The sequence below is a fragment of the Nocardioides sp. genome (genome assembly GCF_964228225.1).
In the GTDB taxonomy this organism is placed as follows: Bacteria; Actinomycetota; Actinomycetes; order Propionibacteriales; family Nocardioidaceae; genus Nocardioides.
The window spans coordinates 1-26,982 of the sequence record NZ_CAXQZB010000080.1 but is presented as its reverse complement, the minus strand read 5'-3'; the positions used below and the strand labels follow the sequence as shown (position 1 = coordinate 26,982).

Below are 26,982 nucleotides of genomic sequence, written 5' to 3'. Positions count from 1 at the left end.
ACACCCGGTCCCATACCGAACCCGGAAGTTAAGACTGCCAGCGCCGATGGTACTGCAATCGCGAGGTTGTGGGAGAGTAGGACGCCGCCGGACATACATTCGTAGAGGCCACCGCCTTGTGCCGGTGGCCTCTACGCATTTGTGCACCGTGCTCGGTGCATCGGAGTTCATACGAGAAGAGGGAGCCACGACGTGGCCGAGCAGCAGGGATCGTCGGGTCGACGTGACAACCAGGGACAGCGCTCCGGGAACGGGCGTCCCGCCCGCCCCAGCGGCGGTGCTGGTGGCGGGTCGCGCAGCGACGGTCCTCGTCAGGGCGGTCGCGCCGGTGGTGGCCCCCGCCGCGACGGTGCACCGGGTCGCTCCGGCGGCCGCGACGGCGCTCCCTCCCGCTCCGGTGGGCGCGACGAGCGTCCGTCCCGTGGGGGCGCTCCGGCCGGCAAGGGAGGCCCCCGGTCGGGCGGCAAGCCCGTCGGTCGTGGTGGCGGCAAGCCGGGGGGCCGTCCCTCCGGGGAGCGGCGTCCCCGCACGGACGCCGAGCGCACCCGCGAGCAGGCGCTCTACGACGGTCCGCCGCTCTCGGACGACATCCAGGGCACTGAGCTCGACCGGTCGGTCTCGGCTCAGCTGAAGGGCCTCCCGGAGAAGCTGGCCTCCCGTGTGGCGCGCCACCTGGTCGCGGCCGGGATGCTGGTGGACGAGGACCCTGAGACCGCCTACCAGCACACCCTGGCGGCCAAGGCGCGTGCGCCGCGGATCGCGGTCGTGCGGGAGGCCACGGGCGAGGCGGCCTACGCCGCCGGGCATTACGCGGTGGCGCTCGCCGAGCTGCGGGCCGCCAAGCGGATGAACGGGGCGACGGCCTACATCCCCATCATGGCTGACTGCCACCGTGCGCTCGGGCAGCCCGAGCAGGCCCTCAAGCTGGCCAAGAGCCCCTCGGTGGTCAACTTCAGCCCTGAGGCGAAGGCGGAGATGACGCTGGTCGAGGCCGGGGCGCGGCGCGACATGGGGCAGCTGGACGCCGCCCTGCGCACCCTGGAGCTCTCCCCGCTCAACAGCAAGAGTCGCCACGCCTGGGTGGTCCGTCTGCGCTACGCCTATGCCGACGCGCTCGTGGCGGCGGGGCGCGAGAAGGACGCGCTGGCGTGGTTCCACCGCACGCATGCGATCGACGCCGACGAGATCACCGACGCCGCCGAGCGCGCCGAGGATCTCGAGCGCCGGATCGACCGTGGCTGAAGGCCGCCGGCTGCCATGATGCGGCGCATGGCAGCAGCACGGCACGACGTCGCCCGCCCCGCCCTCGAGGGATCGGTGGGGGTCCGCGACGGGCGCCGGCTCAGCTTCGCCGAGTACGGCGCGCCGCGTGGCCGGGCCCTGGTCTGGCTGCACGGCACCCCCGGCGCCCGTCGACAGATCCCCCTCGAGGCACGGGCCTACGCCGAGGAGCGCGGTCTGCGCATCATCGGCATCGACCGCCCGGGGATCGGGTCCTCGACCCCGCACCTCTACGACCGTCTGCACGACTGGGCCGCCGACCTCGACCTGCTGCTCGACGCCCTCGCCGTCGAGGACGTGCGGGTCGTGGGGCTCTCCGGGGGCGGTCCGTACGCCCTGGCGGCCGGGCACGCCCTTCCCGACCGGGTGACGAAGGTGGGCGTCCTCGGAGGCGTCGCGCCCACGTGCGGTGCCGACGCCGCTCCGGGCGGCATCATCCAGCTGGCCGTCGCGCTCGCTCCGGTCCTGGCCGCCACCCGTGTGCCCCTCGGAGTGGCGCTGACCGGCGCCATCCGGCTCGCCCGTCCGGTGGCGGGACTCGGGCTCGACCTCTATGCCGCGGTGCAGCCGGTGGGGGACCGGTCGCTGCTCTCACGCCCGGAGTTCAAGGCGATGTTCCTCGACGACCTGCTCAACGGCAGCCGGTTCCAGACCCTCGCCCCGCTCAACGACCTCGTGCTCTTCACCCGCGACTGGGGCTTCTCCCCGCGCGACGTGCAGGTGCCGGTGGTGTGGTGGCACGGGGACGCCGACCACATCGTCCCCTTCGCCCACGGCCGGCACGTCGTGGACCTGCTGCCGCACGCCGAGCTGCGCGTCATCGACGGGGAGAGCCACCTGGGCGGTCTCGGGATCGCGCGCGAGGTGATGGACACCCTGTTCGACCCGGTGTCCGCCTCCCGCTGAGCCCCGCCCGCGGCGCCTCCGGAGCGCCTGCGCCCGGCACTGGCGCGACGACTCACCATGGGTCACAATGGGCTCACAACTGCACACCTGTCACGATGTGTCCGATCGTCGTCCGAGACCGCTGGGGAAGGCGTCACTCGCGCCGACGATGAAGGAGATCACCGTGACCAGCACCAGCACCCGTGGCACGACCCGCACCACCACGACCCGTGGTGTGCTGTTCGTCCACTCGGCGCCGTCCGCGCTGTGCCCTCATGTCGAGTGGGCCGTGGCCGGCGTCCTCGGCGCGCCCGTGCACCCCGACTGGACCCCGCAGCCGGCCCAGAGCGGCACCTACCGGGCCGAGCTGTCCTGGACCGGTGACGCCGGGTCGGCGGCCGCGATCGCCTCGGCCCTGCGGGGCTGGAACCACCTGCGCTTCGAGGTCACCGAGGAGCCGACCGCCCACACCGAGGGCTCGCGGTTCTCTTACACCCCCGACCTCGGGATCTTCCACGCCGTGACGGGCCTGCACGGCGACGTGATGATCCCCGAGGACCGGCTCAAGGCGGCGGTCGTGAAGTCGGCGCTGGGCGAGACCACCCTCGAGCTCGAGATCGACAAGCTGCTGGGCAAGCCGTGGGACGACGAGCTCGAGACGTTCCGCTACGCCGGCGACGGCGCGCCCGTGCGCTGGCTCCACCAGGTCGTCTAGGACACCTCCCCCCCGTCGCGCGTGAACGACCAGCGCCCCCGGTCCGAGGACCGGGGGCGCTGGTCGTGTCCGCGCGTGCTCGTTCCGCGGTGGACCCGGGTCAGCGGGTGAAGCGGAACCGTGTGGGCTTGGTGAAGCCGGCGGTGATGAACCGGCCGTCCTGCCAGGTGACCTTCATCTTGATCTTGTGCACTCCGCGCACCGTGCTGGGCTTGCACACGGTGTAGGTGATCGTGCCGCGCGGGCCGTCGGACCCGGCGTCGATGGCCGGGGAGGCGATCACCCGACCGTTGGGGTTGACCACGAAGAACTCCGCGGCCCACTCGTCGGTGGGCGCGGTGATCTTGTACGTGAACCGGTAGGGGTGGCAGCCGACCTTGAGCCGGAAGTCCTTCGACGACGTCGAGCCCCACGGCTGGTAGCGCGGGGCGGCGTCGGCCGGTGCCGGGACCGCGCCGAGCAGACCGATCGCGACGGTGCCGGCCAGGGCGGCGGCGGTGCGGCGGGCACGGGCCAGGGGCATGGACTTCTCCTCGGGGTCGCCGGGTGTGACGGACGTCAAGTGCGTCTCCAACCTAGCAACGCCGCAGCGCCGGATCCGTCACGGACCATTCGCGTCCCGGGACCGCGCCAGCTAGAGCGGGATGTTGCCGTGGGCGCCCCGCGGCACGCCGTCGCGCGCGACCGCCTGCGCCAGCACGCGCGCGATCGCGCTGCGGGTGCGGGCGGGCTCGATGACCTCGTCGACGACGCCGATCTCGACCGCGCGGTCGACGCCACCGGCGATCCGCTCGTGCTCGGCGGCCAGCTCGGCCTCCACCTGCGCCCGCGCATCGGGTGCGACCTCGGCGAGGCGGCGACGGTGCAGGATGCGCACCGCGGCCACCGCGCCCATCACCGCGACCTCCGCTCCCGGCCAGGCGAACACGTGGGTGGCGCCCAGGGAGCGGGAGTTCATCGCGATGTAGGCCCCGCCGTAGGTCTTGCGCGTCACGAGCGTGATGCGGGGGACGACGCACTCACCGAAGGCGTGCAACAGCTTCGCGCCGCGCCGCACGACGCCGTCCCACTCCTGGCCGACGCCGGGCAGGTAGCCGGGGACGTCGACGACGACCACCAGGGGGATGCCGAAGGCGTCGCACATGCGCACGAACCGCGAGGCCTTCTCGGCCGAGAACGAGTCCAGACACCCGCCGAGGCGCAGGGGGTTGTTGGCCACCACGCCCACCGTGCGCCCGCCGAGCCGGCCCAGGGCCGTGACGATGTTGGGGGCCCACCGGGCGTGGAGCTCGACCATGGTGCCCTCGTCGAGCAGGTCGTCCACGAGCGGGTGCACGTCGTAGGCGCGCTTGGGCGACTCCGGCAGCTGCGCGGCCAGGTCACGGTCGACGACGTCGTCGACCGCCAGCGAGCCCTGGGAACCCAGCAGCACCGCGAGCTCGCGGGCCCGGCCCAGGGCCTCGGCCTCGGAGTCGGTGAGCACGTGCACGACGCCCGAGCGGCGGCCGTGGGGCTCCGGGCCGCCCAGGCGCAGCATGTCGACCGCCTCGCCGGTGACCGAGCGCACCACCTCGGGGCCCGTCACGAAGATCCGGCCCTCGGGGCCCAGGATCACGACGTCGGTGAGCGCCGGACCGTAGGCCGCGCCGCCCGCGGCGGGGCCGAGCACCACCGAGAGCTGCGGGATCCGGCCCGAGGCGCGCGTCATGATCTGGAAGATCAGCCCCACGGCGTGAAGCGACGACACGCCCTCGGCGAGGCGCGCGCCGCCGGAGTGCCACAGCCCGATGATCGGCACGCCGTCGGTGAGCGCGCGCTGGTAGGCGGCGACCACGACGGCGCAGCCGCGTTCGCCCATCGCCCCGCCCATCACGGTGGGGTCGGAGCAGAACGCGACGACCCGGGTGCCGTCGACGGTGCCCGTGACGGCGAGCATGCCGCTGTCGTCCTCGGGGGAGAGCGGCAGCATCGAGCCCTCGTCGAGCAGGGCGCGCAGCCGGTTGACGGGGTAGCGCGGGTCGCTCTCCCGCGGCGGCTTCGTGGCCGGGGTCGCGGCGGCGGGGGTGGCGGTGGCGGTCACGAGGCGCTCCCGAAGATGACGGCGACGTTGGCGCCGCCGAAGCCGAAGGAGTTGTTCAGCGCGGCGACGTCGCCGACCGGCAGCTCGCGGGGCTTGGTGGCGATGTCGAGCCGCACCTGCGGGTCGAGGTCGTCCAGGTTGATCGTGGGTGGGGCCATCCGGTGGTGCAGGGCGAGCACGGTCGCGACCGACTCCAGCGCCCCGGCGCCGCCGAGCAGGTGCCCGGTCATCGACTTGGTGCCGCTGACGACGACGCGGTCGACGTGGGCGCCGAGGGTGGCGTGCAGCATCAGGCCCTCGGCGACGTCGCCCTGCGGGGTCGAGGTGGCGTGGGCGTTGACGTGGGCGATGAGGGCGGGATCGACGTCGCCGTCGGCCAGCGCGGCCCGGATGGCCCGGGTGCCGCCGCGCCCCTCGGGGTCGGGCTGGGCGATGTCGTGGGAGTCGGCGGTGATGCCGGTGCCGAGCACTTCGGCGTAGATCCGCGCGCCGCGCGCCCGCGCGTGCTCCTCCGACTCCAGCACCAGCGCGCCGGCGCCCTCCCCGAGCACGAACCCGTCGCGGGCGAGGTCCCAGGGCCGGGACACGGTGGTGGGGTCGCCGTCGTTCTTCGACAGCGCCATCATGTTCGCGAACGCGGCGATCGGCAGCGGGTGGATCGCCGCCTCGCAGCCGCCGGCGAGCACGACGTCGGCGCGGCCCAGCCGGATCTGGTCGGCGGCGAGGGCGACGGCCTCGTTGCCCGAGGCGCAGGCCGAGACGGGGGTGTTCACCGCCGCCCGGGCGCCGATGCGCAGTCCGACGTTCGCGGCCGGGGCGTTGGCCATGAGCATCGGCACCGAGAGCGGCGACACGCGTCGCGGCCCCTTCTCCAGCAGCGTGTCGTAGTTGCTGAGCAGGGTCGACACGCCGCCGATCCCGGAGGCGAACGCGACGCCGACCCGCTCGCCGTCGAGGTCGCCGGCCTCCTGCGCGGCGTCCAGACCGGCGTCGGCCCAGGCCTCCAGGGCCGAGACGAGGGCGAACTGGGTGCTGCGGTCGAGGCGGCGCGCCACGACGCGGTCGAGCACCGAGGCGGGGTCGACCGCGGCCGTGGCGGCGATGCGGACCGGCAGCTGCTCGGCCCAGGGCTGATCGATCGGGCGCACCCCGGAGCGGCCTGCGAGCAGGGCCTCCCAGGTGCTGGCGACGTCGCCGCCGACCGGGTTGCTCGTCCCGAGACCGGTGACGACGACGCGCACACGTCGCTGGTTCATGCGGATCCCTCCGGGGTGCGGGCGGTGGTGGCCGCCCGGGTCGATCGGATGCGGGTCAGGCGCTCGCGCGCTCGATGTAGGCGACGGCGTCGCCCACGGTCTTGAGGTTCTTGACCTCGTCGTCGGGGATCGTGACGCCGAACTTCTCCTCGGCGGCCACGACGACCTCGACCATCGAGAGCGAGTCGACGTCGAGGTCCTCGACGAAGGACTTGTCGAGCTGGACGTCGTCGGGCTCGATCCCGGCGATCTCCTGCACGATCTCGGCGAGGTCGGCGCGGATCTCCTCGGTGGTGGGCATCGATGCGGTTCCTTTCGGTGGGCGAGCCCGGTCGGCTCGGGTCGGGGGTGGGGGGAGAGTTGGGGGCAGGGACGGGCGCTCAGGGCACGACGACGACCTGGCCGGCGAAGGCCAGCCCGGCGCCGAAGGCGATCAGCAGGGCGAGGTCGCCGGAGCGGGCCTCGCCGTCCTCGATCATCCGTGCGAGCGCGAGCGGCACCGAGGCCGCGGAGGTGTTGCCCATCGTGGCGACGTCGCGGGCGATCCGCACGTGCGGGGGCAGCTTCATCGCCCGCGCCATCGCGTCGATGATGCGCATGTTGGCCTGGTGCGGCACGAACACGTCGAGGTCCTCCACGCTCAGCCCGGCCCGGTCGAGGGTCTGCAGCGCGACCTTGGCCATGGTGAAGGAGGCCCAACGGAACACCGCGGCGCCCTGCATCGTGAGCGCCGGCAGACCGGGGTGGTCGCCGGCGACGACCTCGCGCCAGTCGGCGCGCTGGCGGATGAGGTCGAACTGCTCGCCGTCGGAGCCCCAGACCACCGGCCCGAGGGCCGGCACGTCGGAGGGACCCACGACGACGGCGCCCGCGCCGTCGGCGAAGATGAACGCGGTGCCCCGGTCGGTGGGGTCGGTGATGTCGGAGAGTCGCTCGACGCCGATCACGAGCACGTGGCGGGCGCTGCCGCCGCGCACGAGGTCGCCGGCCAGCGCGAGTCCGTGGGAGAACCCGGCGCAGGCGGCGGAGAGGTCGAAGGCGGCCGCGCCGCCGGTGCCGAGCTCGTGGGCGATCGCGGGGGCCACCGCGGGGGTCTGCAGCAGGTGGCTGACGGTGGCGACGAGCACGGCGTCGATCTGCTGCGGCTCGAGGCCGGCCCGGTCCAGGGCCTGCCGGGCAGCGGCGACGCTCATCGCCTGCACGGTCTCCTCGGGCCCGGCGAAGCGGCGCTCCCGGATGCCCGAGCGTTGCTGGATCCACTCGTCGCTGGAGTCGATGGCCTCCACGATCTCGGCGTTCGGCACGATCCGGGCCGGTCGGTAGGCGCCGACGCCGAGCAGGCGTGCGTGGGCGGAGCCGCTCGCGGTGTGCAGGACCGGGCGACGCCGCGCGGCGTCGGTCGGGTGGTGGGGGGTCGTCGTCACTCGACGCCCTCGGGGTGCAGGCGCAGCAGCGGCTGGCCGGGCGAGACGGGGTCGCCGTCCTCCACCAGCCACTCCACCACCTGACCGCCGTGCGGGGCGGTGACGGCGACGCGGTCGCGCAGGCTGCTGACGCCGCCGATCTCCACCCCGGCGGCCAGCAGGTCGCGGTCGCGGGCGTCGGCGTCGACGTGGAAGGTGCCCTTGGCGGGCGAGACGACCATCCGCCACGTGGGCGTGGTCGTGAGCAGCGAGCCCTCGCCGTGCCGGTCGACGAAGTCGCGGGCGGCGTCGAGCTGGTCGGGGGTCTTGAGGGCGAAGGTCTCGACGCCGCGCAGGGCGCGCTTGGCGATCCCGGTCAGGGTGCCGGCGGGCGGCACCTCCAGGATGCCGGTCACGCCGAGGTCGGCCATCGTCTCCAGGCAGCGGTCCCAGCGCACGGGGCGGGCGATCTGCGCGACCAGCCGCTGCAGCAGGTCGCGGCCCTCGTGCACGATGTGGCCGTCGTGGTTGGAGATCACCGGGATGCGGGGGTCGTGCACCGACACCGACGCCGCGAGCCGCGCCACGTGGCCGACGGCGGGTGCCATGTGCTCGGTGTGGAACGCGCCGGCGACCGCCAGCGGCATCAGGCGTGCCTTCGCGGGCGGGTCGGCGGTCAGCGCCGCGAGCTGCTCGGTGGTGCCGGCGGCCACCACCTGCCCGGGACCGTTGTCGTTGGCCGCGGTCAGCCCGTGGCGGGCCAGGGTGGCGAGCACGTCCTCGCGCTCGCCGCCGAGCACAGCGGTCATGCCGGTGGCGGTGGTCGCGGCGGCCGACGCCATGGCGCGACCCCGCTCGCGCACCAGCACCAGCGCCTGCTCGGCGGTGATCGCCCGGGCACCGGCGGCGGCGGTGAGCTCGCCCACCGAGTGCCCGGCCACGGCCCCCACACGGCCGAACGCGTCGGCGGGGTGGGGGAAGAGCGCCAGCGATCCGAGCAGGCCGGCGGCGACCAGCAGCGGTTGGGCCACTCGCGTGTCGCGCAGGGTGTCGGCGTCGGACACCGTTCCGTGCTCGACGAGGTCGAGGCCCGCGACGGCGGAGAGCCAGTGCAGGCGGGAGGCGAAGACGTCGTCCTCCATCCAGGGGGTGAGGAAGCCGGGGGTCTGCGCCCCTTGTCCAGGAGCCACGATGACGAGCACGGCACCACTGTGCCTGCCGGCGGTGCCCGCGCCGGGGGCCGCGACCGACGAAACTCGCCCGGCGATCTTTGTGCGGTTCCTACAACGTCGGCTCGCTGGACGCCGGCGTCGGGGCGGGCCCGTCGGCGACCGTTTCCGGATCGTCCTCCGGCCCGCGGTCGGCCGACGGCGCCTCGGGACGCCAGCTCGCGGGGCGTGCGTCGTACTGACGGCCCAGGATCAGCGCCAGCTGGAGGGCGAGCGCCTCGCGCGGGGCGTGGGGGGCGAAGCCGGTGGCCTCGGTGATCTGGCGCAGCCGGTAGCGCACGGTGTTGGGGTGCACGAACAGCGCCCGCGCGGTGGCCTCCACGGACCCGCCCTGGGCGAGGTAGGCGTCCAGCGACTCCACCAGCGGACCCCGGGCCCGGGCGAGCGGGGCGTAGACCTCCTCCACGAGGTGACGACGTGCGTGGACGTCGCCGGCCAGTGCCCGTTCGGGCAGCAGGTCGGCACTCATCACGGGCCGCGGCGCGTCGGGCCAGCCCCCCACCGCGCGGTGACCGGCCAGCGCCGCGCGGGCGGAGACGTGAGCCTGGCTGAGGTCGCCGACCCGGGGACCGACGACCACGGGCCCGGTCCCGACCAGGTCCAGCAGGGTCGCGGCGGCCGCCCGCGGGTCGGGGGCCCCGCCCAGCAGCACCACCAGTCGCGCGCCCTGCACCGCGCCCAGGGCGTCCATCCCGGACTCGCGGGCGCGTCGGCGCACGGCGTCGACGAGGTCGCCGTGGCCGCGCACGTCGCGGTCGGCGAGCTCGGCGGGCAGGTCGGCCAGCACCGCGCACACGTCGGCACGACCGGCCCAGCCCAGGGCGCTGGCGCGCGACATCAGCGACTCGTCGCGCTCCGAGCGCAGCACGGAGTCGACCACCAGGGCTTCCAGCCGCGCGTCCCACGCGCCGCGCACCTCCGCGGCGCGCGCGTACACCTCGGCGGTGGCGAAGGCCACCTCCCGGCCGTAGCGCACCACCGCCTCGCGCACGTGGCCGACGTCCTCGGCGGGCAGCAGGTGGGGCACCTGCTGCTCCACCACCTCGATGGTGAGCCGCACCAGGTCGACGGTCTGGCGCAGGCTGATGACGCCGGCCAAGGCGCGCGGGGCCACCCCGAAGACCGAGGCGGTGACCCCGGGGGTGGCGGGCAGCGGGACGTCGGCGTCGGCGCCGTCGGGGCCCTCGGTGCCCTCCTGCCGGTACCACTCCACGAAGGCCCGGATGCCGGCCTGCACGATCTGGCCCACCCACGAGCGCTCCTCGGCGCCGAGGTCGCGGAACCACGGCATCTCCGCATCCATGCGCGTGACCACCCGGGTGCCGAGTCGGCCCGAGGACCGGCTCAGGGTGGTGGCGGCGCGCGCGCGGCGCGGCGGGATCGTCCCCCCGGTGGAGCGGCGGGTGGTGGTCGTCACGCCGTCACGGTAGCCGCCCGCCGGGGTGGGTGGGGGTGTCGGTTCTGTGGGAACCGTCCTCCTCGGGGCCCGGTGCGTGGTTGAATCGCGAACCGCGTGCGGACGACGGAGTCTGCGCCCCGCAGCCACCGCCGACGACGGGAGCCTCCCGATGACCCACGCGCTCCAGGACCGCCCCGCGGGCCCGCACGAGATCCAGTACGTCACGCTCCACGGGCACGAGCGCGCCTACGTCAAGGTGGGCAGCGGTCCGGTGCTGCTGCTGATGCACGGCCTGGCCTGCGACCACACCACCTGGTCCCCGGTGATCGACCTGCTGGCGCGCCACTACACCGTCATCGCCCCCGACCTGCTGGGTCACGGGCGCTCGGCCAAGCCGCGCGCCGACTACAGCGTGGGCGGCTACGCCAACGGCATGCGCGACCTGCTCACCGTGCTCGGCATCGACAAGGTCACGGTGGTGGGCCACTCCTTCGGTGGCGGGGTGGCGATGCAGTTCGCCTACCAGTTCCCCGAGCGCACCGAGCGCCTCATGCTCGTCGCCTCCGGCGGTCTGGGCCCCGAGGTCACCCCGATCATCCGCGCCATCACCACCCCCGGCTACCACCAGGTGATGGGCCTGCTGACGGTGCCGGGCGTGCGTCACGTCGGGGTCGCCGGCCTGCGCGCCCTCAGCCGTGCCGACACCCGCACCACCCGCGACCTCGGCGAGATCGCCGACATCTACGAGTCCTTCGCCGACCCCGCCGCGCGGGCGGCGATCCGCCACGTCGTGCGCGCCGTCGTCGACTGGCGCGGGCAGATCGTCACGATGGCCGACCGCGCCTACCTCACCGAGGCGATGCCGATGTGCGTGGTCTGGGGACGCGAGGACCTCGTCATCCCCGTGCGCCACGCCTCCAACGCCGCCGCGCTCGCCCCCAAGGCGCGCATCGAGGTGATCCCCGACGCCGGCCACTTCCCGCACAAGGACCACCCCGAGCGGTTCGCGCGGATCGTGCACGACTGGGTGTCGAGCACCGACCCCGCCGCCTACTCCCGGGCCAAGTGGCGCACGCTGCTCAAGCGCGGCCGGCCCACCCCGGCCGCCGCCAGCCCGCTGCCGGCCGGCACCGCCTCGATCGCCTGACGGGGCTCGTCCTCGCGCCCCGGCGCGGGGGCCGCACGGCTCAGGCGATGGTCATGCCGCCGTCGACGGTGAGGCACTGGCCGGTGACGTACCCGCCGGCGTCGGAGGCGAGGAACACCACCGCGGCGGCGAGCTCGGCCGGGTCGCCCTTGCGGCCGGCGGGGATGCGGGGCATCTGCGCCTCGAGGTAGCCCTCGGGGTACTGGTCGGTCATCTCGGAGAGGAAGAAGCCGGGGGCGATCGCGTTCACGCGGATGCCCTTGCGCCCGGTCCACTGCTGGGCGAGGTCGCGGGTCAGGCCGAGCAGGCCGGCCTTCGACGCGGCGTAGGCGGCCTGGGGGAGTCCGGCCGTGGTGATGCCGAGGATCGAGGAGATGTTGATGATGCTCGCGCCGGATCCCATCACCCGTCCGCAGGCCTGGGCCATCCAGTAGCAGCCGTGGAGGTTGACGTCGACGACCTCGCGGAACTGCGCGGGGGTCTCCTTGGTGGCGGGGACGGCGGTGCCGATGCCGGCGTTGTTGACCAGCACGTCCACGCGCCCGAACTCGGCCACCGCGGCGTCGACGAGGGCCTGGCAGGAGTCGGGGTCGGCGACGTCGGTGGCCACGGCCAGCGCCCGCCGTCCGGTCGCCTCCACCAGGGCGGAGGTCTCGGCGAGCCGGTCGACCCGGCGCGCCCCCAGCACGACGTCGGCCCCGGCCTGGGCCAGCGCCTGGGCGAAGGCGACGCCGAGGCCGCTGGAGGCGCCGGTGACGATCGCGACGCGGCCGTCGAGGCGGAACAGGTCGAGGACGGTGGAGGTCGACATGGGCGGCAGCCTAGACGGGGGCGACGACACCACGACGGGGGCCGGCCCTGCCCGGCCGGAACCGCGGAGCGTGCGCCGGGCCGCAGCGCTAGGATGGCGGCATGGCTCAGGTCCTGCTCCTTCTCTAGCCGCGCCGACGCAGTACCCGTCGACGCGGCCGGCCCCTTGCAGCAGCGAGGGGCTTTCGTATGTCCGGGGCCGGAGAGCAGGCCCCTGATCAGCCAGAAGTGTCAGAAGTGCCCGAGGTGTGGAGAGAGATGACGATGAGCGACGCGCAGGCGACCGAGACCCCCGACGTCCCGGCCGACGCACCGGCCGACGTGCAGGCGATCGAGGAGAAGTGGCTGGGCGTGTGGGATGCCCTCGACCCCTTCCGCGCCGACGACGCCGCGGTGCTCGCCGGGAAGCCCAAGCGCTACGCGCTGACGATGTTCCCCTACCCCAGCGGCGACCTGCACATGGGGCACGCGGAGGTCTTCGCGATCCACGACGTCATCGCCCGGTACTGGCGCTTCCGCGGCTTCGAGGTCCTCAACCCGATGGGCTGGGACTCCTTCGGCCTGCCGGCCGAGAACGCCGCGATCCGCAACGACGAGCACCCGGCCACCTACACCTACGCCAACATCGAGACCCAGTACGCCTCGATGAAGCGCTACGGCGTCAGCTTCGACTGGTCGCGCCGCCTGCACACCTCCGACCCGGAGTACTACCGCTGGACCCAGTGGCTGTTCCTGAAGCTGCACGAGCAGGGCCTGGCCTACCGCAAGAACTCCCCGGTGAACTGGTGCCCGCAGGACCAGACCGTGCTGGCCAACGAGCAGGTGCTGGCCGACGGCACCTGCGAGCGCTGCGGCGCCGAGGTCACCAAGCGCGAGCTGACCCAGTGGTACTTCCGCACCACCGCCTACGCCCAGGAGCTGTACGACTCCCTCGACGGGCTGAGCGACACCTGGATCGGCAAGGTCGTCAACGCCCAGCGCAACTGGATCGGGCGCTCCGAGGGCGCCCACGTCGACTTCGCCGTCGAGGGCCGCGAGGAGCCGCTGCGGGTCTACACCACCCGCCCCGACACCCTGCACGGCGCCACCTTCATGGTGGTGGCCGCCGACGCCGCGCTGGCCCGCGAGCTGGTCACGCCGGCGCAGCAGGAGGCGTTCGAGACCTACCTGGAGGCCACTCGCAAGGCCTCCGACATCGAGCGGCTGTCCACCGACCGCCCCAAGACCGGGGTGTTCCTGGGCGTGCACGCCGTCAACCCCGTCAACGGCGAGCGGCTGCCGATCTGGGCCTCCGACTACGTCCTGGCCGACTACGGCACGGGCGCGATCATGGCCGTGCCCGCCCACGACCAGCGCGACCTCGACTTCGCCCGCGCCCACGACCTGCCGGTGCGGCGCGTCGTCGACACCGGCGAGGAGGACCCGGCCACCAGCGGTGTCGCCACCACCGGCGACGGCACCTACGTCAACTCCGGGGCGCTGGACGGGCTGCGCGACAAGGCCGCCGGCATCCGTGCGGTGATCGAGCGGCTGGAGGCCGACGGCGTCGGCACCGGTACGGTGAACTTCCGGCTGCGCGACTGGCTGCTGAGCCGCCAGCGCTACTGGGGCGCCCCCATCCCGATCATCCACTGCCCGGCGTGCGGTGAGGTGCCGGTGCCCACCGACCAGCTGCCGGTCGAGCTGCCCGAGCTGCGCGGCGCCGACCTCAAGCCGAAGGGCACCTCGCCGCTGGGCGGCGCGCGGTCGTGGGTCGAGGTCGCCTGCCCGCGCTGCGGCGGTCCCGGTGAGCGCGACACCGACACGCTGGACACCTTCGTGGACTCGTCGTGGTACTTCTTCCGCTTCCTGTCCCCGCACGACGACACCGCGGCCTTCGACACCGCGCTGGCGCAGGCGTGGGGGCCGATCGACTTCTACCTCGGCGGCGACGAGCACGCCGTGCTGCACCTGCTGTACGCGCGGTTCTTCACCAAGGCCCTGCGCGACGCGGGACTGATCACCTGGGACGAGCCGTTCAGCGCCTACCTCTCCCAGGGCAAGGTCATCAACAACGGCCGCAAGATGAGCAAGTCGCTGGGCAACGGCGTCAACCTGGGCGAGCAGCTGGAGAAGTTCGGCGTCGACGCCGTGCGGCTCACGCTGGTCTTCGCCAGCCCGCCCGAGGACAACATCGACTGGGCCGACGTCTCCCCGGCGGGCTCGCTGCGCTTCCTGCAGCGGGCGCTGCGGTTGGCCGGCGACGTCACCTCCGCGCCCGGGTCCGACGCCGCCACCGGCGACGTCGCGCTGCGCCGCGTCACCCACCGCACCGTCCGTGAGGCCGAGCAGCTGGTGGAGAGCTACCGCTTCAACGTCGTCGTCGCGCGGGTGATGGAGCTGGTGAACGCCACGCGCAAGGCCATCGACGCCGGCTGCGGCCCGGCCGACCCCGCGGTGCGCGAGGCGGCCGAGACCGTGGCGATCCTGCTCTCGATGGTCGCGCCCTACACCGCCGAGGAGATGTGGGAGCGGCTCGGGCACGCCCCGTCGGTGGCCCAGGCCGCATGGCCCGCGGTCGAGGAGCAGCTGCTGGTCGAGGACAGCGTCACCGCCGTGGTGCAGATCCAGGGCAAGGTGCGGGCCCGGCTCGAGGTGCCGCCGACGATCTCCGAGGCCGACCTGGAGGCGCTGGCCCTGGCCGACCCGGCGGTGGTCGCCTCGATCGACGGGCGCGAGGTGCGCAAGGTGATCGTGCGCGCCCCGAAGCTGGTCAACATCGTCGTCTGAGGTCCGGCCCGGCTGCTGCTCGGGATCGCCGTCCGTCCGCGCGGGCGGCGGTCCACGGCCCGATCCGGGACTTCATCCGGCTTCACCCCGGGGGATATCCTCCCGGGCATGACGGTGGACGACGCGAGGACCCCGCGCGGGTCGGCGGCTCCCGCCCGGGAGACGCCGGCGCCGGTCGAGCCCACGCAGGCCCCGGCCTCGCGCATCGTCGTCGTCACCGACTCCACCGCCAGCCTGCCGCCCGAGGTCGCGGCGGCCGCGGGCGTCGTCGTGGTGCCCCTGCAGGTCGTGATCGGCGCCGAGTGCGTCGACGAGGGCGAGCCCGGGGCGACACCCGAGGCGCTCGCCGCGGCGCTGCGCGAGTTCCGCCCGGTCAGCACCTCCCGTCCGGCCCCCGCACGGATCGCGGAGGTGTACCGCGGGCTCGCGGCGGCGGGGGCCACCGAGGTCGTCTCGGTGCACCTCTCGGGGCGCATGAGCGGCACCGTCGAGTCCGCCCAGCTGGCCGCCCGCCAGGTCGAGGTCCCCGTGACCTGCGTCGACAGCCTCCAGGTGGGGGTCGCCACCGGGTTCGCCGCGCTCAGCGCCGCCGAGGTCGTGCGCGCGGGCGGCACCGCCGCCGAGGCCGCCGCGGCGGCACGCGCCCGGGCCGCGGCCAGCTCCTCGTTCTTCTACGTCGACACCCTGGAGTACCTGCGCCGGGGCGGTCGGGTCAGCTCCGCTGCGGCGTTCCTGGGCGGCGCGCTGGCGGTGAAGCCGCTGCTCACCCTCACCGACGGCGCCGTGGTGCCGCTGGAGCGGGTGCGCACCTCGGGGCGGGCCCTGGCCCGGATGGCCGACCTCGCCGTCGAGGCCGCCGGGGAGAGGCCGCTGGACGTCTGCGTGGCCCACCTCGCCAGCGCCGACCGCGCCGCGCAGCTGGCCGGCCAGCTGGGGGAGCGGCTCGCCGCGCAGCTGGAGGGCCGGGAGGTGTGGTGTCGCGAGGTCGGCGCCGTGCTGGGGGCGCACGTCGGGCCCGGCGCGATCGCCGTGTGCGTGGCACCCCGGTCGGTGTCCTCGTGGCCCGCGTCCTCGTGATCCGCTGACGCCGGATCGTCCCCAGGAGCGCCCGGACCCGGCCCCTCCACCCCCGGTCACCCGGAGCGCGGAACCGGTCCGCGGGCCGACCTAGCGTCGCGGGCATGCCACGACGACGACACGACGACCAGGACGTGCTGGCGGCGCGATGGGCGGCCCTCGCCCGGGATCTGGGGGTCGCCGCACCCGGGGGCTCGGGCCCGTCGGAGCCGGACCCGCCGGCGCCGCTCGCGCCGGTCGTCCCGCTGCCCACCGGGTGGTGGGAGGAACACACCCGGCCCCGGCCCGCCGATCCTCCCGGCACCCCCGGCACCCCCGGCACCCCCGGCACCCCCGGCACCGCAGCGGCAGCGCCGGTGGCGGTGCCATCCGGCCCCGCCGGCCCGACCGGGGCTCCGGGATCGCCCTCGCTGCCTGTGGTCCCGTCGGACGAGCCGCCGGTGCTGCCACGGATCGGGCGCCATGCTGCGCGGCGCGGTCGCTTCGGCCCCGCCCAGCTCGGTGTCGTCCTGGCCGTGCTCTGCGGGGCCGCGCTGGTCGCGGTGTGGGTGGTGGGTCGGGCGGCGCCGGTGCCCGCCGACCCGCCGGTCGCCGTGGTGGCAGCCGAGGTCGCCCCGGCCGCGGCGGGCGGCTCGACGGCCGGGTCGGCGGCGCCCGACCCGGTGGTGCCCGCCGCCGCGGAGCCGGAGGTGACCGTCCACGTCGTCGGCCGGGTGCGCCGTCCCGGGTTGGTCGTGCTCCCGGCCGGAGCGCGGGTGGCCGACGCGCTCGAGGCGGCCGGCGGCGCCCGTCCTGGGGTCGACCTCGGCGATCTCAACCTCGCGCGGCTGCTCGTCGACGGCGAGCAGGTGCGCGTCGGGCCGGGAGCTGTCCCGCCCCCGGCGACCCCCGGGCCCACCCTCCCCTCGGTTCCGGTCACGCCGGCGGTGCCGGTCGCACCGGTGGACCTGAACACCGCCGACCAGGCGCTGCTCGAGACCCTGCCCCAGGTCGGTCCCGTCACGGCGGCCGCGATCATCGGCTGGCGGGAGGAGCACGGCGGGTTCAGCGCCGTCGTCGAGCTGCTCGAGGTCGACGGCATCGGGGACGCCACCCTGGCGCAGCTCACCCCGCTCGTCACGGTGTGACCGGCGCGGGTGCGCCGAGCCCGGACGCCGCCCCGCCCGAGCCGCACGACACCCGGGTGGCGGGGCTGGCGCTGCTCGCGTGGGTCACCACGGTGGTCGTGCTGCTGACGCCCGCGACGGTGGCGATCGGTGTCGTGGTCGGCCTCGCCGGCGCGCTGTGGCGGGTGGACCGCGTGCTCGCACGTCGTCCCGGTGGTCCCGGTGGTCCCGGCGCGCGGTGGTCGCGGTCCTGGGTCCTGGCGGCGGTCGCCACGGTGATCGTGACCGCGGCGCTCGCCGGGGCGCGCACGCACGCCGTGCGGGCGCCCCTGGCGCCGCTCGCCGAGGCGCGTGCCGCGGTCGCCGTCGAGGGGGTGGTGGTCTCCGATCCGCGGCCGTTCCAAGGCCCTCGGGCCGCGGGCACCGTCGTGCGCCTGCAGGTGCGCCTCGTCGACGCGCGCGGCCTGCGCACGCGGCTCGCCGCGCCGGTGCTCGTCCTCTCCGGCGACGCCGGGTGGTCGCGGGTGCCGCTGGGTGCGCGGGTGGCCACCACCGGCCGGCTCGCGCCTGCCCCGGGGGGAGCGCGCGGCGACGTGGGGGCGGTCCTCGACGCCGGTCCCGTCCGGGTCCTCGGCGCGCCGGACCGGTGGTGGCGCGTGGCCACCGCCGTGCGCGGGCAGGTGCGCCGGGCCGCCGCACCCCTGCCGCCCGACCCGCGCGCTCTGCTCCCCGCGCTCGTCACCGGCGACGACGTCGCGATCCCGACCGAGGTCCAGGAGGACTTCCGCGCGGCGGGGCTGACCCACCTGCTCGCGGTCTCCGGCACCAACCTCACCCTGCTGCTGGTCGTCCTGCTCGCGCTCGCCCGGGCCTGCCGGGTGCGCGGTCGGGCGCTGACGCTCGTGGCCCTGGCCGGTGTGCTCGCCTTCGTGCTCGTGGCCCGTGCCGAGCCGAGCGTGCTGCGCGCGGCGGTCATGGGGTGTGTGGGGGTGCTCGCGCTCCGCGTCGACGGCCGTCGTCGTGCCCTGCGCAGCCTCGGCGTGGCGGTGCTGGTACTGCTGCTCCTCTCGCCCGCCCTGGCCGTGGCGCCCGGCTTCGCCCTGTCGGTGCTGGCCACCGCCGGCATCGTGCTGCTGGCTCCGGTGTGGCGCGACCGCCTCGTTCCGCTCCTGCTGCGCACGCGACTGCCGCCCGGACCCGCTCGGCTGCTCGCCGAGGCGCTCGCGGTGCCGGCGGCCGCTCAGGCGGCGTGCACCCCGATCGTCGCGGCGCTCTCCGGCCAGGTCAGCCTGATCGCCGTCCCGGCCAACCTGCTGGCGGCGCCACTCGTCGGCCCTGCCACCGTGCTCGGGCTCGCCGCCGGTCTGCTCGAACCGCTCCCGGGCCCCCTGTCCGAGGTGTGCGCGCGGACGGCGGGGCTCGCGCTCGCCGGCATCCGCGCGATCGCCGGTACCGCGGCGTCGGTGCCTGCGGCGTCCGTGCCGTGGCGCACCGCCCTGGTGGTCGCGGTGGTGCTCGCGGTGGTGTGCGGTGGGGGCCTGGTGGTGGTGCGCGTCGCGCTGGCCCGGGCGCGACGGGCCGGCCTCGACCTCGGCCGGCGCGGCGGCGGCCTCGTGCTCCTGGTCGTCCTCGTGCTGGCGGTACTGCTGCTGCGCACCGCCGGTGCGCCGCGGCCGCTGCCCGGAGCCTGGGTGCTCGTCGCCTGCGACGTCGGTCAGGGCGACACCCTGCTGCTGCGCGCCGGCCCCCGCACCGCGGTCGTCGTCGACGTCGGGCCGGATCCGCAGGCGGCGGCGGACTGCCTGGAGCGCCACGACATCACCCAGGTCCCGCTGGTCGCCCTCACCCACTACCACGCCGACCACGTGGGGGGTCTGGCCCGCGTGCTCGCCTCCGCACCGGTGGGACGCGTGTGGACCCCGCGCGTGCTCGACCCGCGCACGGGCGTGGTGTCGGTGCGCGAGGCGCTCTCCGGGACGGGGGCCGCCTCGGACCTGCCGGAGGTGCCCGGCCCGCCCGGGAGCCGCTACGACGTCGGCGAGGTGTCGCTGGAGGTGCTCTGGCCGCCGGGGGAGGGGGAGCGGCCCGGGCCGGGCGACGGCTCGGCGGCCAACAACTCCTCGCTGGTGCTGCTGGCGCAGGTGCGCGGGGTGCGGATCCTGCTCACCGGCGACGTGGAACCGCAGGCGCAGGCCGAACTGGCCCGCGCGCACCCCGGTCTCGACGTCGACGTGCTCAAGGTGCCGCACCACGGCAGTGCCTACCAGGATCTGGCGTGGCTGGCCTCCCTGCGCCCGGAGGTGGCGGTGGTGACGGTGGGGGCCGACAACGACTACGGGCACCCCGCGGCCGCGACGCTGCTGGCGGTCACCGACGCCGGCGCCGACCTGGGGCGCACCGACCTCGACGGGGATCTGGTGGTGGTCGCCGGCCCGGACGGCGCCCGGCTGCTGCCCTGACGCCCCGACCGTGGTCGGATCCGGCCGACCGGACCCGACTCGTCGGTGGGGTCTGGCAGGCTGGGCGCATGGTCGGCACGGCGCGCGGTGAGCACCCGCTCGGACGCATCACCCTGGTCACGGGCAAGGAGGAGTACCTCAACGAGCGCGCCATCGCCGACGTCCGCACCCTCGTGCGGCGACACGACGCCGAGGCGGAGCTCTCGGAGGCCAGTGCGAGCGAGCTGTCGATGGCCGCGCTGGGGGAGCTGGCGGCGCCGTCGCTGTTCTCCACCACCCGCTGCGTCGTCGTGCGGGCGCTGGAGAACCTGCCGGAGGAGTCGGTGGCCGGGCTGCTGGAGTACGCCGCGGCCCCGGCCGAGGACGTCGCCGTCGTGCTGGTGCACTCCGGGGGCGCGAAGGGGTCGGGCACCCTGACCAAGCTGCGCAAGCTCGGCACCGTCACCGAGCTGAAGTCGGCGGAGCTCAAGGCCTCGGAGTACCCGGGATTCGTGGCCGCCGAGGCCAAGCGCCACGGCGGCACGCTCGACGCCGCCGCCTCCCGGCTGCTGGTCGAGGCGATCGGCCAGGACCTGCGCAGCCTCGCCGCCGCCGCCCACCAGCTCACCCACGACTTCCCGGGCCAGGCGATCACCCCCGAGATCGTGGGCCGCTATTTCGGCGGCCGCGCGGAGGCCAAGTCCTTCGCGGTCGCCGACCACGCCTTCGGTGGTCACCGTGCGCGGGCGCTGGAGGAGCTGCGCTGGGCGCTCGACAACGGCACGGCGCCGGTGCTGGTCACCTCCGCCTTCGCCTCGGGTGCCCGGGGTCTGGCGCGCTACATGTCCGCCCCGCGCGGCATGCGCGAGGCCGACCTCGCGCGTGAGGTGGGGGTGCCGCCGTGGAAGCTGCGCACCGTGCGCGACCAGTCCCGTGGCTGGTCGGCCCCCGGCATCGCCGCCGCCATCCGCGCCGTCGCCACCGCCGACGCCGAGGTCAAGGGGGCGGCCACCGACGCCGCCTACTCCCTCGAGCGTCTCGTGCTCACCGTCACCGGCCTGCGCGACGCCTGAGCGGGCCGGGTGGGAGCCCCGGGAAAAGCGCAGCACCCGCGACCCCGAGGGGTGGCGGGTGCTGTCGAACGCCCAGCGGTGCGGCCGGAGCCGCGGCGATCAGAGCGACGCGGCGCGCTTGGCGATGGCCGACTTGCGGTTGGCGGCCTGGTTCTTGTGGATGACGCCCTTCGAGGCCGCCTTGTCGAGCAGGCGGGTGGCCTCGCGGGAGGCCGTGAGGGCCTTCTCGTTGTCGCCGGCGTCGGCGGCGTCGCGGAACTTGCGGATCGCGGTCTTCAGGCCGGACTTGACGGCCTTGTTGCGCTCGTGGCGCTTCTCGTTCTGCTTGTTGCGCTTGATCTGGCTCTTGATGTTCGCCACGGGTGCCTTCTCGTTGCCTTCGGATCGGATGAGTGCTGGTGCTCGAGGGCGCGCGGCGGTGACGCCTGGCGCGCGACGGCCCACAGTACCAACAGCCCCGCCCCGGCTCCCAATCGTGCACGTCGGCGGTGGTGCGGACCGGCCCGGACCCTACTCCGGCGGCCAGCCCCGGCGCCGGCACAGCCACTCCCACGCGGCCTCCCCGAGCGCCCGCTGGTGGGCGCGCAGGTAGGGGGAGGTGGGCGCCTCGGGGCGATCGCCGGCGGCGAGGAAGTAGCCGGTGAGCGTGGCCAGCAGGACGTCGACGTCCTCGGGGTCGGCGCCGGTGAAGATCGGGTGCGTGGCGACGACGGCGTCGGCGTCGAGGCCGTCGGCGGCGGCGCCGAGCAGCAGCGAGACCGCGTCGACCCAGGCGGCCCCCTGCACGGCCCAGTTCCAGTCGCAGCTCCACACGGCGTCGGGCCCGAGCAGCAGGTTGTCGTCGCGCATGTCGGTGTGGATCAGGGTGCGTCCGGCCGTCGCGGCCGCGAACCCGCGGGCCAGCTGGGCGGCCTCGCGCCCGTGGGGCAGCGCGAAGGTGCGCAGCACGTAGCGCCAGTGGTCGGGCAGGGTGCCGAGGTCCTGAGCCAGCGTGGGAGCGGGCCACGGCGCGGGGGTGAGCGCGACGGCGGTGGCGTGCAGGGCGTCGAGACAGCGCTGCAGGTCGGTCGGGGACCAGGGGCGCGGCGGCGGGTCGGCGTCGATGTGCTCGATGCCGAGCACGACCCACTCGCCCTCCCAGCGGTCGCCGAGTCCGCCCGGGGTGAGCTCGGGGACGCCGAGGGTCCACTGCAGCCGGGGGATCGCGACGCCCGCGGGCATCCGGTCCAGCACCAGCGACTCCGCGCGGTAGGCGGCGGCGAACTCGGCCTGGGCGCGCACGGAGGCGGCCTTGACGAAGTGCCGCGACCCGTCGGCGGCGGTGAGCACCGAGGCCATGCCGGGGGTGAAGCCGGTCTCGGCCGAGACGGCGTCGACGATCGGGGCGCCGCACCGCTCGGCGACGGCGTCGCGCAGCTCGGGCGGCAGCATCCGCCAGGCCAGTCGCACCGCGGTGGCGCGGGGGAGGCGGGCCCGGCGGGGGCCCGTGCGGCTGGTCGGAGGCACGGCCCCGACCCTGCCACACCGAGCGCCCGCACCGCGGCGTCCGCGCCGGTGGCCCGCGCGGCAGCGACCCGGATCTGCCCACCGGGGCCGCATGATTCGTGGGGGTGTGGCCTGCTTCGGCAGAATGGGGCCACCATGTCGCTCGCCTCGTCCGCCCCGCAGCCGGGCCACACCGATCCCGCGGTCATCCGCAACTTCTGCATCATCGCGCACATCGACCACGGCAAGTCCACGCTCGCCGACCGGATGCTGCAGCTCACCGGTGTGGTCGACGAGCGCAGCGCCCGCGCGCAGTACCTCGACCGCATGGACATCGAGCGCGAGCGCGGCATCACGATCAAGAGCCAGGCCGTGCGCATGCCGTGGCGGGTCACCGAGGGCAACGAGCAGGGCGCCGAGCCCGGCCACTACGTGCTGAACATGATCGACACCCCGGGCCACGTCGACTTCACCTACGAGGTCTCGCGGTCCCTGGAGGCGTGCGAGGCCGCGATCCTGCTGGTCGACGCCGCGCAGGGCATCGAGGCCCAGACGCTGGCGAACCTGTACCTGGCGATGGGCGCGGACCTGCACATCATCCCGGTGCTGAACAAGATCGACCTGCCCAGCGCCAACCCCGAGAAATACGCCGCGGAGCTGGCGGGCCTGGTCGGCTGCGAGCCCGAGGACGTGCTGCGGGTCAGCGCCAAGACCGGCGTCGGGGTGGAGGAGCTGCTCAACGAGGTCGTGAAGCAGACCCCGGCCCCGGTCGGCGACGCCGACAAGCCCGCGCGGGCACTGATCTTCGACTCCGTCTACGACACCTACCGCGGCGTCATCACCTACGTCCGCGTCGTCGACGGCTCGCTCAACCACCGCGACCGCATCAAGATGATGTCGACCAACGCCACCCACGAGATGCTCGAGATCGGCGTCATCAGCCCCGAGCAGGTCAAGGCGGGCGAGCTCGGCGTCGGCGAGGTCGGCTACCTCATCACCGGGGTGAAGGACGTGCGCCAGTCGCGCGTGGGCGACACCGTCACCACCCAGCACGGCGGTGCGACCGACGCCCTGGGCGGCTACCAGCACCCCAACCCGATGGTCTACGCGGGCCTGTACCCGATCGACGGCGACCAGTTCGGCGACCTGCGCGAGGCGCTGGAGAAGCTGCAGCTCAACGACGCCGCGCTCACCTTCGAGCCCGAGACCTCCGGCGCCCTGGGCTTCGGCTTCCGGATCGGCTTCCTCGGCCTGCTGCACATGGAGATCACCCGCGACCGGCTCGAGCGGGAGTTCGGCCTCGACCTGATCTCCACCGCCCCCAACGTCGTCTACGAGGTGACGATGGAGGACGGCACCGAGATCGAGGTGACCAACCCCAGCGAGTTCCCCGAGGGCAAGATCGCCGAGGTGCGCGAGCCGGTGGTCAAGGCCACGATCCTCTCGCCGAGCGACTTCATCGGCACGATCATGGAGCTGTGCCAGACCAAGCGCGGCACGCTGCAGGGCATGGACTACCTCTCCGAGGACCGCGTCGAGATGCGCTACACGCTGCCCATGGGCGAGATCGTCTTCGACTTCTTCGACCAGCTGAAGTCGCGCACCAAGGGCTACGCCTCCCTCGACTACGAGCGCTCCGGCGAGCAGGCGGCCGCGCTGGTGAAGGTCGACATCCTGCTGCAGGGCGAGCCGGTGGACGCGTTCTCCGCGATCGTGCACAAGGACGCCGCCTACTCCTACGGCGTGATGATGGCCGGCAAGCTCAAGGAGCTCATCCCGCGCCAGCAGTTCGAGGTCCCGATCCAGGCCGCCATCGGCGCCCGCGTGATCGCCCGCGAGAACATCCGCGCGATCCGCAAGGACGTGCTCGCCAAGTGCTACGGCGGTGACATCACCCGCAAGCGCAAGCTGCTGGAGAAGCAGAAGGAGGGCAAGAAGCGCATGAAGATGGTCGGGCGCGTCGAGGTCCCCCAGGAGGCCTTCGTGGCCGCGCTCTCCACCGGTGGCGGCGGAGCCGAGAAGGCCGGCAAGAAGTAGGTCAGGCGCGGACGAGCCGGTCCACCAGGTCGTGCCAGCCGGCCTCGAGCCGCTCGATCGGGACGCCCTCGCGCAGCTGCTGCTGCACGATCGGCCCCTCCAACGGGGCCAGCAGCGCGACGGCGAGGTAGGCGACGTCGCCCGGCACCTCGAGCGCGGTGAGCAGGTGGCGCACGTGGAGCTGGGCGAAGGAGGCGGCGGGGACGCTGCGCGAGCCCGTGTGGCCCGCCGCGCGGATCAGCGCGCTGTGGCGCAGGTTGAGGCGCAGCCGGCTCTCGCCGAAGGCATGCAGGCGCGCGCAGGGGGCGGCGCCCGGGCCGAGCGGGGGCGGGCCGGCCATCACGGCGTGCTGCCACTCCCGCTCGGAGTGGTCGAGCAGGGCGGCCATCAGGCCCTCGCGGCTGCCGAAGCGCCGGAAGACGGTGCCCTTGCCGACGCCGGCGCGCTGGGCGACGGCGTCCATCGTCACGTTCTCGACCGAGCACCGGTCGATCAGCTCGGCGGCGGCCTCCAGCAGGGCGCGTCGGTTGCGCTGGGCGTCGGCACGCTCGGGTGCCGGCTGGTCGGCCATAGGCAGCAGGCGGGGGCCGGGGCTGGGCCCGCCCGGTCCTGCTGATGCGTCCATGTCGGGGAGGGTAGTGGCAGTGGCCACAAAGATTCTTCCTGGCGGCCGGAATACAAACGGACTGCGGTCCGTTTCGACGGACATGACTGACACCCGCATCGCCGTCCTGGTCGGCAGCCTGCGCGCCGACTCCCTGAACCGCAAGATCGCCCAGGCCCTCGTGGCCCAGGCCCCCGAGGGCGTCGTCCTCGAGATCGTCGAGGGCCTCCACGAGGTCCCCTTCTACTCCGAGGACCTCGACACCGCCAACGCCCCGGCCTCCGCCGTGGCCCTGCGCGAGCGCGTGTCGGCCGCCGACGCCGTGCTGGCCGTGACGCCGGAGTACAACGGCACGATGCCGGCCGTGCTCAACAACGCCATCGACTGGCTCTCCCGGCCCTACGGCGCCGGCCCGATCGCCGGCAAGCCGTTCGGCGTGATCGGCGCGACCCCGACGCCCTACGGCGGCAAGTGGGCCCACGCCGACGCCCAGCGCTCCGCGGGCATCGCCGGCGCGATCGTCGTCGAGACCGCCGTCGCGAGCCAGTCGGCCCTCGAGGTCGACCCTGTCACCGACGCCGAGGTGCTCGCCCGCTTCGTCGAGGTGGTCCGCGCCCTGGCCACCCACCAGGTCGCGGCCTGATCCCTGCCTGATCCTGGCTCGATCGGGGGCAGGGCTAGCGTGGAGGGGTGGCCGACCCCACCGAGCTCCACGACCTGTCCGCCCTCGCCCAGGGCCGCCTGATCCGCGCGGGGGAGGTGAGCCCCCGCGAGCTGGTCCTGCACTACGCCGAACGCGCCGTACGTCGAGACGACGTCGGCGCGTTCGTGCATCTGGACCCCGAGCGCGCGGTGGACGTCGCGGCCGCGCTGCCGCTGCCGGGGGAGGACGCCGGGCCGCTGTACGGCCTGCCGACGGCGCACAAGGACCTCACCCTCACGGCCGGGGTGCCCACCGCCTTCGGGTCGCCGGTGTTCGCCGGCTTCGTGCCCGACGTCGACGACGCCGTGGCGGCCGCGGTGGCGGCGGCGGGGATGCCGTCGCTGGGCAAGACCGCGACCCCGGAGTTCGGTTCCCCCTGCTACACCGAACCGGAGGGACGGCCGGCGGCCGTCACGCCGTGGGACCGCACCCGGATGGCGGGCGGCTCCTCCGGCGGGGCGGCGGCCGCTGTCGCGGCGGGCCTGGTGCCGCTCGCCCCGGGCTCCGACGGCGGCGGCTCGATCCGCATCCCGGCCTCGTGCTGCGGGCTGGTGGGGCTCAAGCCCACCCGGGGCCGGATCAGCGGCTGGCCCTCCTACGGCGAGCCGACCGGTCTGGCCACGCCCGGTCCGATCGCCCGGACCGTGCGCGACGCCGCCGCGCTGCTCGACGTGCTCGCCGGACGCCGGCCGGGCGATCCCGCGTGGGCTCCGGCGCCGTCCTCGACGTTCCTGGCGGCCTGTGAGCGCCCGCCCGGTCGGCTGCGCGTCGCCCGCTTCGCCGTCCCGATCCTCGACGAGGTCGAGGTGCACCCGGAGTGCCTGCTCGCCTACGAGCGCGCCTCGCACCTGCTGGAGCAGCTGGGCCACGACGTCGAGGACGTGCCGGTGCCGCTGCCCCGCGAGGCGGTGGCCGTGTTCGAGACGGTCTGGGCGGTGCTCACCGCCCTCACCCCGGTGCCGACCGAGCAGCAGCACCTGCTGCGCCCCCTCACCCGGTGGCTCTCCGCGCGCGGCGAGGCCGTGAACGGCCCCGACTTCGGGCGCGCGCTGGGTGCGATGCGGCGCCACGCCGCCGGCGCCCTGGAGGCGCTGGCGCCCTACGACGTCGTCCTGACCCCGACCCTGGCCGCCCCGCCGCTACCCGTGGGCGCCCTGCGCGACGACGCCGACCCGGCCGCCGACTTCGCCGCCCAGAAGCGCTTCACCCCCTGGACCAGCGTCTGGAACGTGACCGGGATGCCCGCCGTCAGCCTGCCGCTGCACTGGACCGCGCCCACGGCCGAGGCCCCCGAGCTGCCGGTGGGCGTCATGCTCGCCGCCCGTCCGGCCGAGGAGGAGCTGCTCCTCGCCCTCGCCGCCCAGGTCGAGGCCGCCGCCCCCTGGCACCACCGCCGCCCCCCGGGCTGGTGAGGGTCGCCGTCTCCAGTCGTCACAAGCATTCGGCAGGCGGAAACCGCGGATTCCGCTGCCGAATGCTTGTGAC

The 26,982-nt window shown here is 74.8% G+C and carries 23 protein-coding genes and 1 rRNA gene; 13 read left to right on the top strand and 11 right to left on the bottom strand.

Annotated features, from left to right (window positions below; genetic code table 11):
* The 4 genes from rrf to ACERUJ_RS18820 form a co-directional block, all read left to right on the top strand.
* Window positions 1-93: ribosomal RNA gene (gene rrf / locus ACERUJ_RS18835) — 5S ribosomal RNA — on the top strand; the annotation flags it as partial.
* A gap of 99 nt (window positions 94-192) precedes the next feature.
* Window positions 193-1,242, top strand: coding sequence for a tetratricopeptide repeat protein (locus ACERUJ_RS18830; RefSeq protein ID WP_370250475.1), 1,050 nt, complete (start codon window positions 193-195; stop codon window positions 1,240-1,242).
* A gap of 27 nt (window positions 1,243-1,269) precedes the next feature.
* Window positions 1,270-2,187, top strand: a complete 918-nt coding sequence (locus tag ACERUJ_RS18825) for an alpha/beta fold hydrolase (RefSeq protein ID WP_370250474.1) — start codon at window positions 1,270-1,272, stop codon at window positions 2,185-2,187.
* Window positions 2,188-2,350: 163 nt separating this feature from the next.
* Complete coding sequence (locus tag ACERUJ_RS18820; RefSeq protein ID WP_370250473.1) at window positions 2,351-2,881, top strand: DUF3145 domain-containing protein; 531 nt, start codon at window positions 2,351-2,353, stop codon at window positions 2,879-2,881.
* A gap of 100 nt (window positions 2,882-2,981) precedes the next feature.
* Here ACERUJ_RS18820 and ACERUJ_RS18815 read toward each other — a convergent pair whose 3' ends face one another.
* The 7 genes from ACERUJ_RS18815 to ACERUJ_RS18785 all read right to left on the bottom strand — a co-directional run bounded on the left by ACERUJ_RS18815 (window position 2,982) and on the right by ACERUJ_RS18785 (window position 10,266).
* A complete protein-coding gene (locus tag ACERUJ_RS18815; RefSeq protein WP_370250472.1) occupies window positions 2,982-3,404 on the bottom strand; it encodes a hypothetical protein in 423 nt (140 codons plus the stop codon).
* Between the two features lie 111 nt (window positions 3,405-3,515).
* Window positions 3,516-4,961 (bottom strand): acyl-CoA carboxylase subunit beta, encoded by a 1,446-nt coding sequence (locus ACERUJ_RS18810; RefSeq protein WP_370250470.1) that lies wholly within the window; start codon window positions 4,959-4,961, stop codon window positions 3,516-3,518.
* The gene (locus tag ACERUJ_RS18805) at window positions 4,958-6,217 is read right to left on the bottom strand and encodes a beta-ketoacyl synthase (protein ID WP_370250469.1); all 1,260 of its coding nucleotides are present in this window, start codon (window positions 6,215-6,217) and stop codon (window positions 4,958-4,960) included. Before ACERUJ_RS18805 ends, ACERUJ_RS18810 begins: the two co-directional genes overlap by 4 nt.
* Before the next feature lie 55 nt (window positions 6,218-6,272).
* Complete coding sequence (locus tag ACERUJ_RS18800) at window positions 6,273-6,518, bottom strand: acyl carrier protein (RefSeq protein WP_370250468.1); 246 nt, start codon at window positions 6,516-6,518, stop codon at window positions 6,273-6,275.
* Between the two features lie 79 nt (window positions 6,519-6,597).
* Entirely contained in the window at window positions 6,598-7,590 is a 993-nt protein-coding gene (locus ACERUJ_RS18795) for a beta-ketoacyl-ACP synthase III (protein WP_370250476.1), read from the bottom strand.
* A 47-nt stretch (window positions 7,591-7,637) separates the two neighbouring features.
* Window positions 7,638-8,822 carry an acyltransferase domain-containing protein gene (locus ACERUJ_RS18790; protein ID WP_370250467.1) on the bottom strand — a complete coding sequence of 395 codons (1,185 nt, stop codon included), beginning with the start codon at window positions 8,820-8,822 and terminating at the stop codon, window positions 7,638-7,640.
* Window positions 8,823-8,901: 79 nt separating this feature from the next.
* The gene (locus tag ACERUJ_RS18785; RefSeq protein WP_370250466.1) at window positions 8,902-10,266 is read right to left on the bottom strand and encodes a PucR family transcriptional regulator; all 1,365 of its coding nucleotides are present in this window, start codon (window positions 10,264-10,266) and stop codon (window positions 8,902-8,904) included.
* Between the two features lie 151 nt (window positions 10,267-10,417).
* Here ACERUJ_RS18785 and ACERUJ_RS18780 point away from each other — a divergent pair, with 151 nt between their 5' ends.
* A complete protein-coding gene (locus tag ACERUJ_RS18780; protein ID WP_370250464.1) occupies window positions 10,418-11,395 on the top strand; it encodes an alpha/beta fold hydrolase in 978 nt (325 codons plus the stop codon).
* A 40-nt stretch (window positions 11,396-11,435) separates the two neighbouring features.
* Here ACERUJ_RS18780 and ACERUJ_RS18775 read toward each other — a convergent pair whose 3' ends face one another.
* Window positions 11,436-12,206 carry an SDR family NAD(P)-dependent oxidoreductase gene (locus tag ACERUJ_RS18775; protein ID WP_370250463.1) on the bottom strand — a complete coding sequence of 257 codons (771 nt, stop codon included), beginning with the start codon at window positions 12,204-12,206 and terminating at the stop codon, window positions 11,436-11,438.
* A 263-nt stretch (window positions 12,207-12,469) separates the two neighbouring features.
* Between ACERUJ_RS18775 and leuS the strand changes: the two genes are divergently transcribed.
* The 5 genes from leuS to holA all read left to right on the top strand — a co-directional run bounded on the left by leuS (window position 12,470) and on the right by holA (window position 20,668).
* Window positions 12,470-14,974, top strand: a complete 2,505-nt coding sequence (leuS, locus tag ACERUJ_RS18770) for a leucine--tRNA ligase (RefSeq protein ID WP_370250462.1) — start codon at window positions 12,470-12,472, stop codon at window positions 14,972-14,974.
* 108 nt (window positions 14,975-15,082) lie between these two features.
* Complete coding sequence (locus ACERUJ_RS18765) at window positions 15,083-16,051, top strand: DegV family protein (RefSeq protein ID WP_370250460.1); 969 nt, start codon at window positions 15,083-15,085, stop codon at window positions 16,049-16,051.
* A 104-nt stretch (window positions 16,052-16,155) separates the two neighbouring features.
* Window positions 16,156-17,178 carry a helix-hairpin-helix domain-containing protein gene (locus tag ACERUJ_RS18760; RefSeq protein ID WP_370250459.1) on the top strand — a complete coding sequence of 341 codons (1,023 nt, stop codon included), beginning with the start codon at window positions 16,156-16,158 and terminating at the stop codon, window positions 17,176-17,178.
* On the top strand, window positions 17,175-19,616 hold the full coding sequence (locus ACERUJ_RS18755; RefSeq protein ID WP_370250457.1) for a ComEC/Rec2 family competence protein: 2,442 nt from the start codon (window positions 17,175-17,177) through the stop codon (window positions 19,614-19,616). The genes ACERUJ_RS18760 and ACERUJ_RS18755 overlap by 4 nt, the downstream gene beginning before the upstream one ends.
* A gap of 68 nt (window positions 19,617-19,684) precedes the next feature.
* The gene (holA, locus tag ACERUJ_RS18750; RefSeq protein ID WP_370250456.1) at window positions 19,685-20,668 is read left to right on the top strand and encodes a DNA polymerase III subunit delta; all 984 of its coding nucleotides are present in this window, start codon (window positions 19,685-19,687) and stop codon (window positions 20,666-20,668) included.
* 99 nt (window positions 20,669-20,767) lie between these two features.
* Here holA and rpsT read toward each other — a convergent pair whose 3' ends face one another.
* Together rpsT and ACERUJ_RS18740 are read right to left on the bottom strand one after the other, a co-directional pair.
* Window positions 20,768-21,028 (bottom strand): 30S ribosomal protein S20, encoded by a 261-nt coding sequence (gene rpsT, locus ACERUJ_RS18745; RefSeq protein ID WP_370250455.1) that lies wholly within the window; start codon window positions 21,026-21,028, stop codon window positions 20,768-20,770.
* Window positions 21,029-21,178: 150 nt separating this feature from the next.
* Complete coding sequence (locus ACERUJ_RS18740; protein ID WP_370250454.1) at window positions 21,179-22,174, bottom strand: hypothetical protein; 996 nt, start codon at window positions 22,172-22,174, stop codon at window positions 21,179-21,181.
* 135 nt (window positions 22,175-22,309) lie between these two features.
* Between ACERUJ_RS18740 and lepA the strand changes: the two genes are divergently transcribed.
* Window positions 22,310-24,190 carry a translation elongation factor 4 gene (lepA, locus tag ACERUJ_RS18735; RefSeq protein ID WP_370250453.1) on the top strand — a complete coding sequence of 627 codons (1,881 nt, stop codon included), beginning with the start codon at window positions 22,310-22,312 and terminating at the stop codon, window positions 24,188-24,190.
* Window position 24,191: 1 nt separating this feature from the next.
* Here the strand turns inward: lepA and ACERUJ_RS18730 are convergent, their stop codons facing one another.
* On the bottom strand, window positions 24,192-24,815 hold the full coding sequence (locus tag ACERUJ_RS18730) for a TetR/AcrR family transcriptional regulator (protein ID WP_370250452.1): 624 nt from the start codon (window positions 24,813-24,815) through the stop codon (window positions 24,192-24,194).
* Between the two features lie 82 nt (window positions 24,816-24,897).
* Here ACERUJ_RS18730 and ACERUJ_RS18725 point away from each other — a divergent pair, with 82 nt between their 5' ends.
* Window positions 24,898-25,437: an NADPH-dependent FMN reductase gene (locus ACERUJ_RS18725; RefSeq protein WP_370250451.1), complete on the top strand. Its 540-nt coding sequence runs from the start codon at window positions 24,898-24,900 to the stop codon at window positions 25,435-25,437.
* A 47-nt stretch (window positions 25,438-25,484) separates the two neighbouring features.
* The gene (locus ACERUJ_RS18720; protein ID WP_370250450.1) at window positions 25,485-26,909 is read left to right on the top strand and encodes an amidase; all 1,425 of its coding nucleotides are present in this window, start codon (window positions 25,485-25,487) and stop codon (window positions 26,907-26,909) included.
* Window positions 26,910-26,982 lie beyond the last annotated feature (73 nt).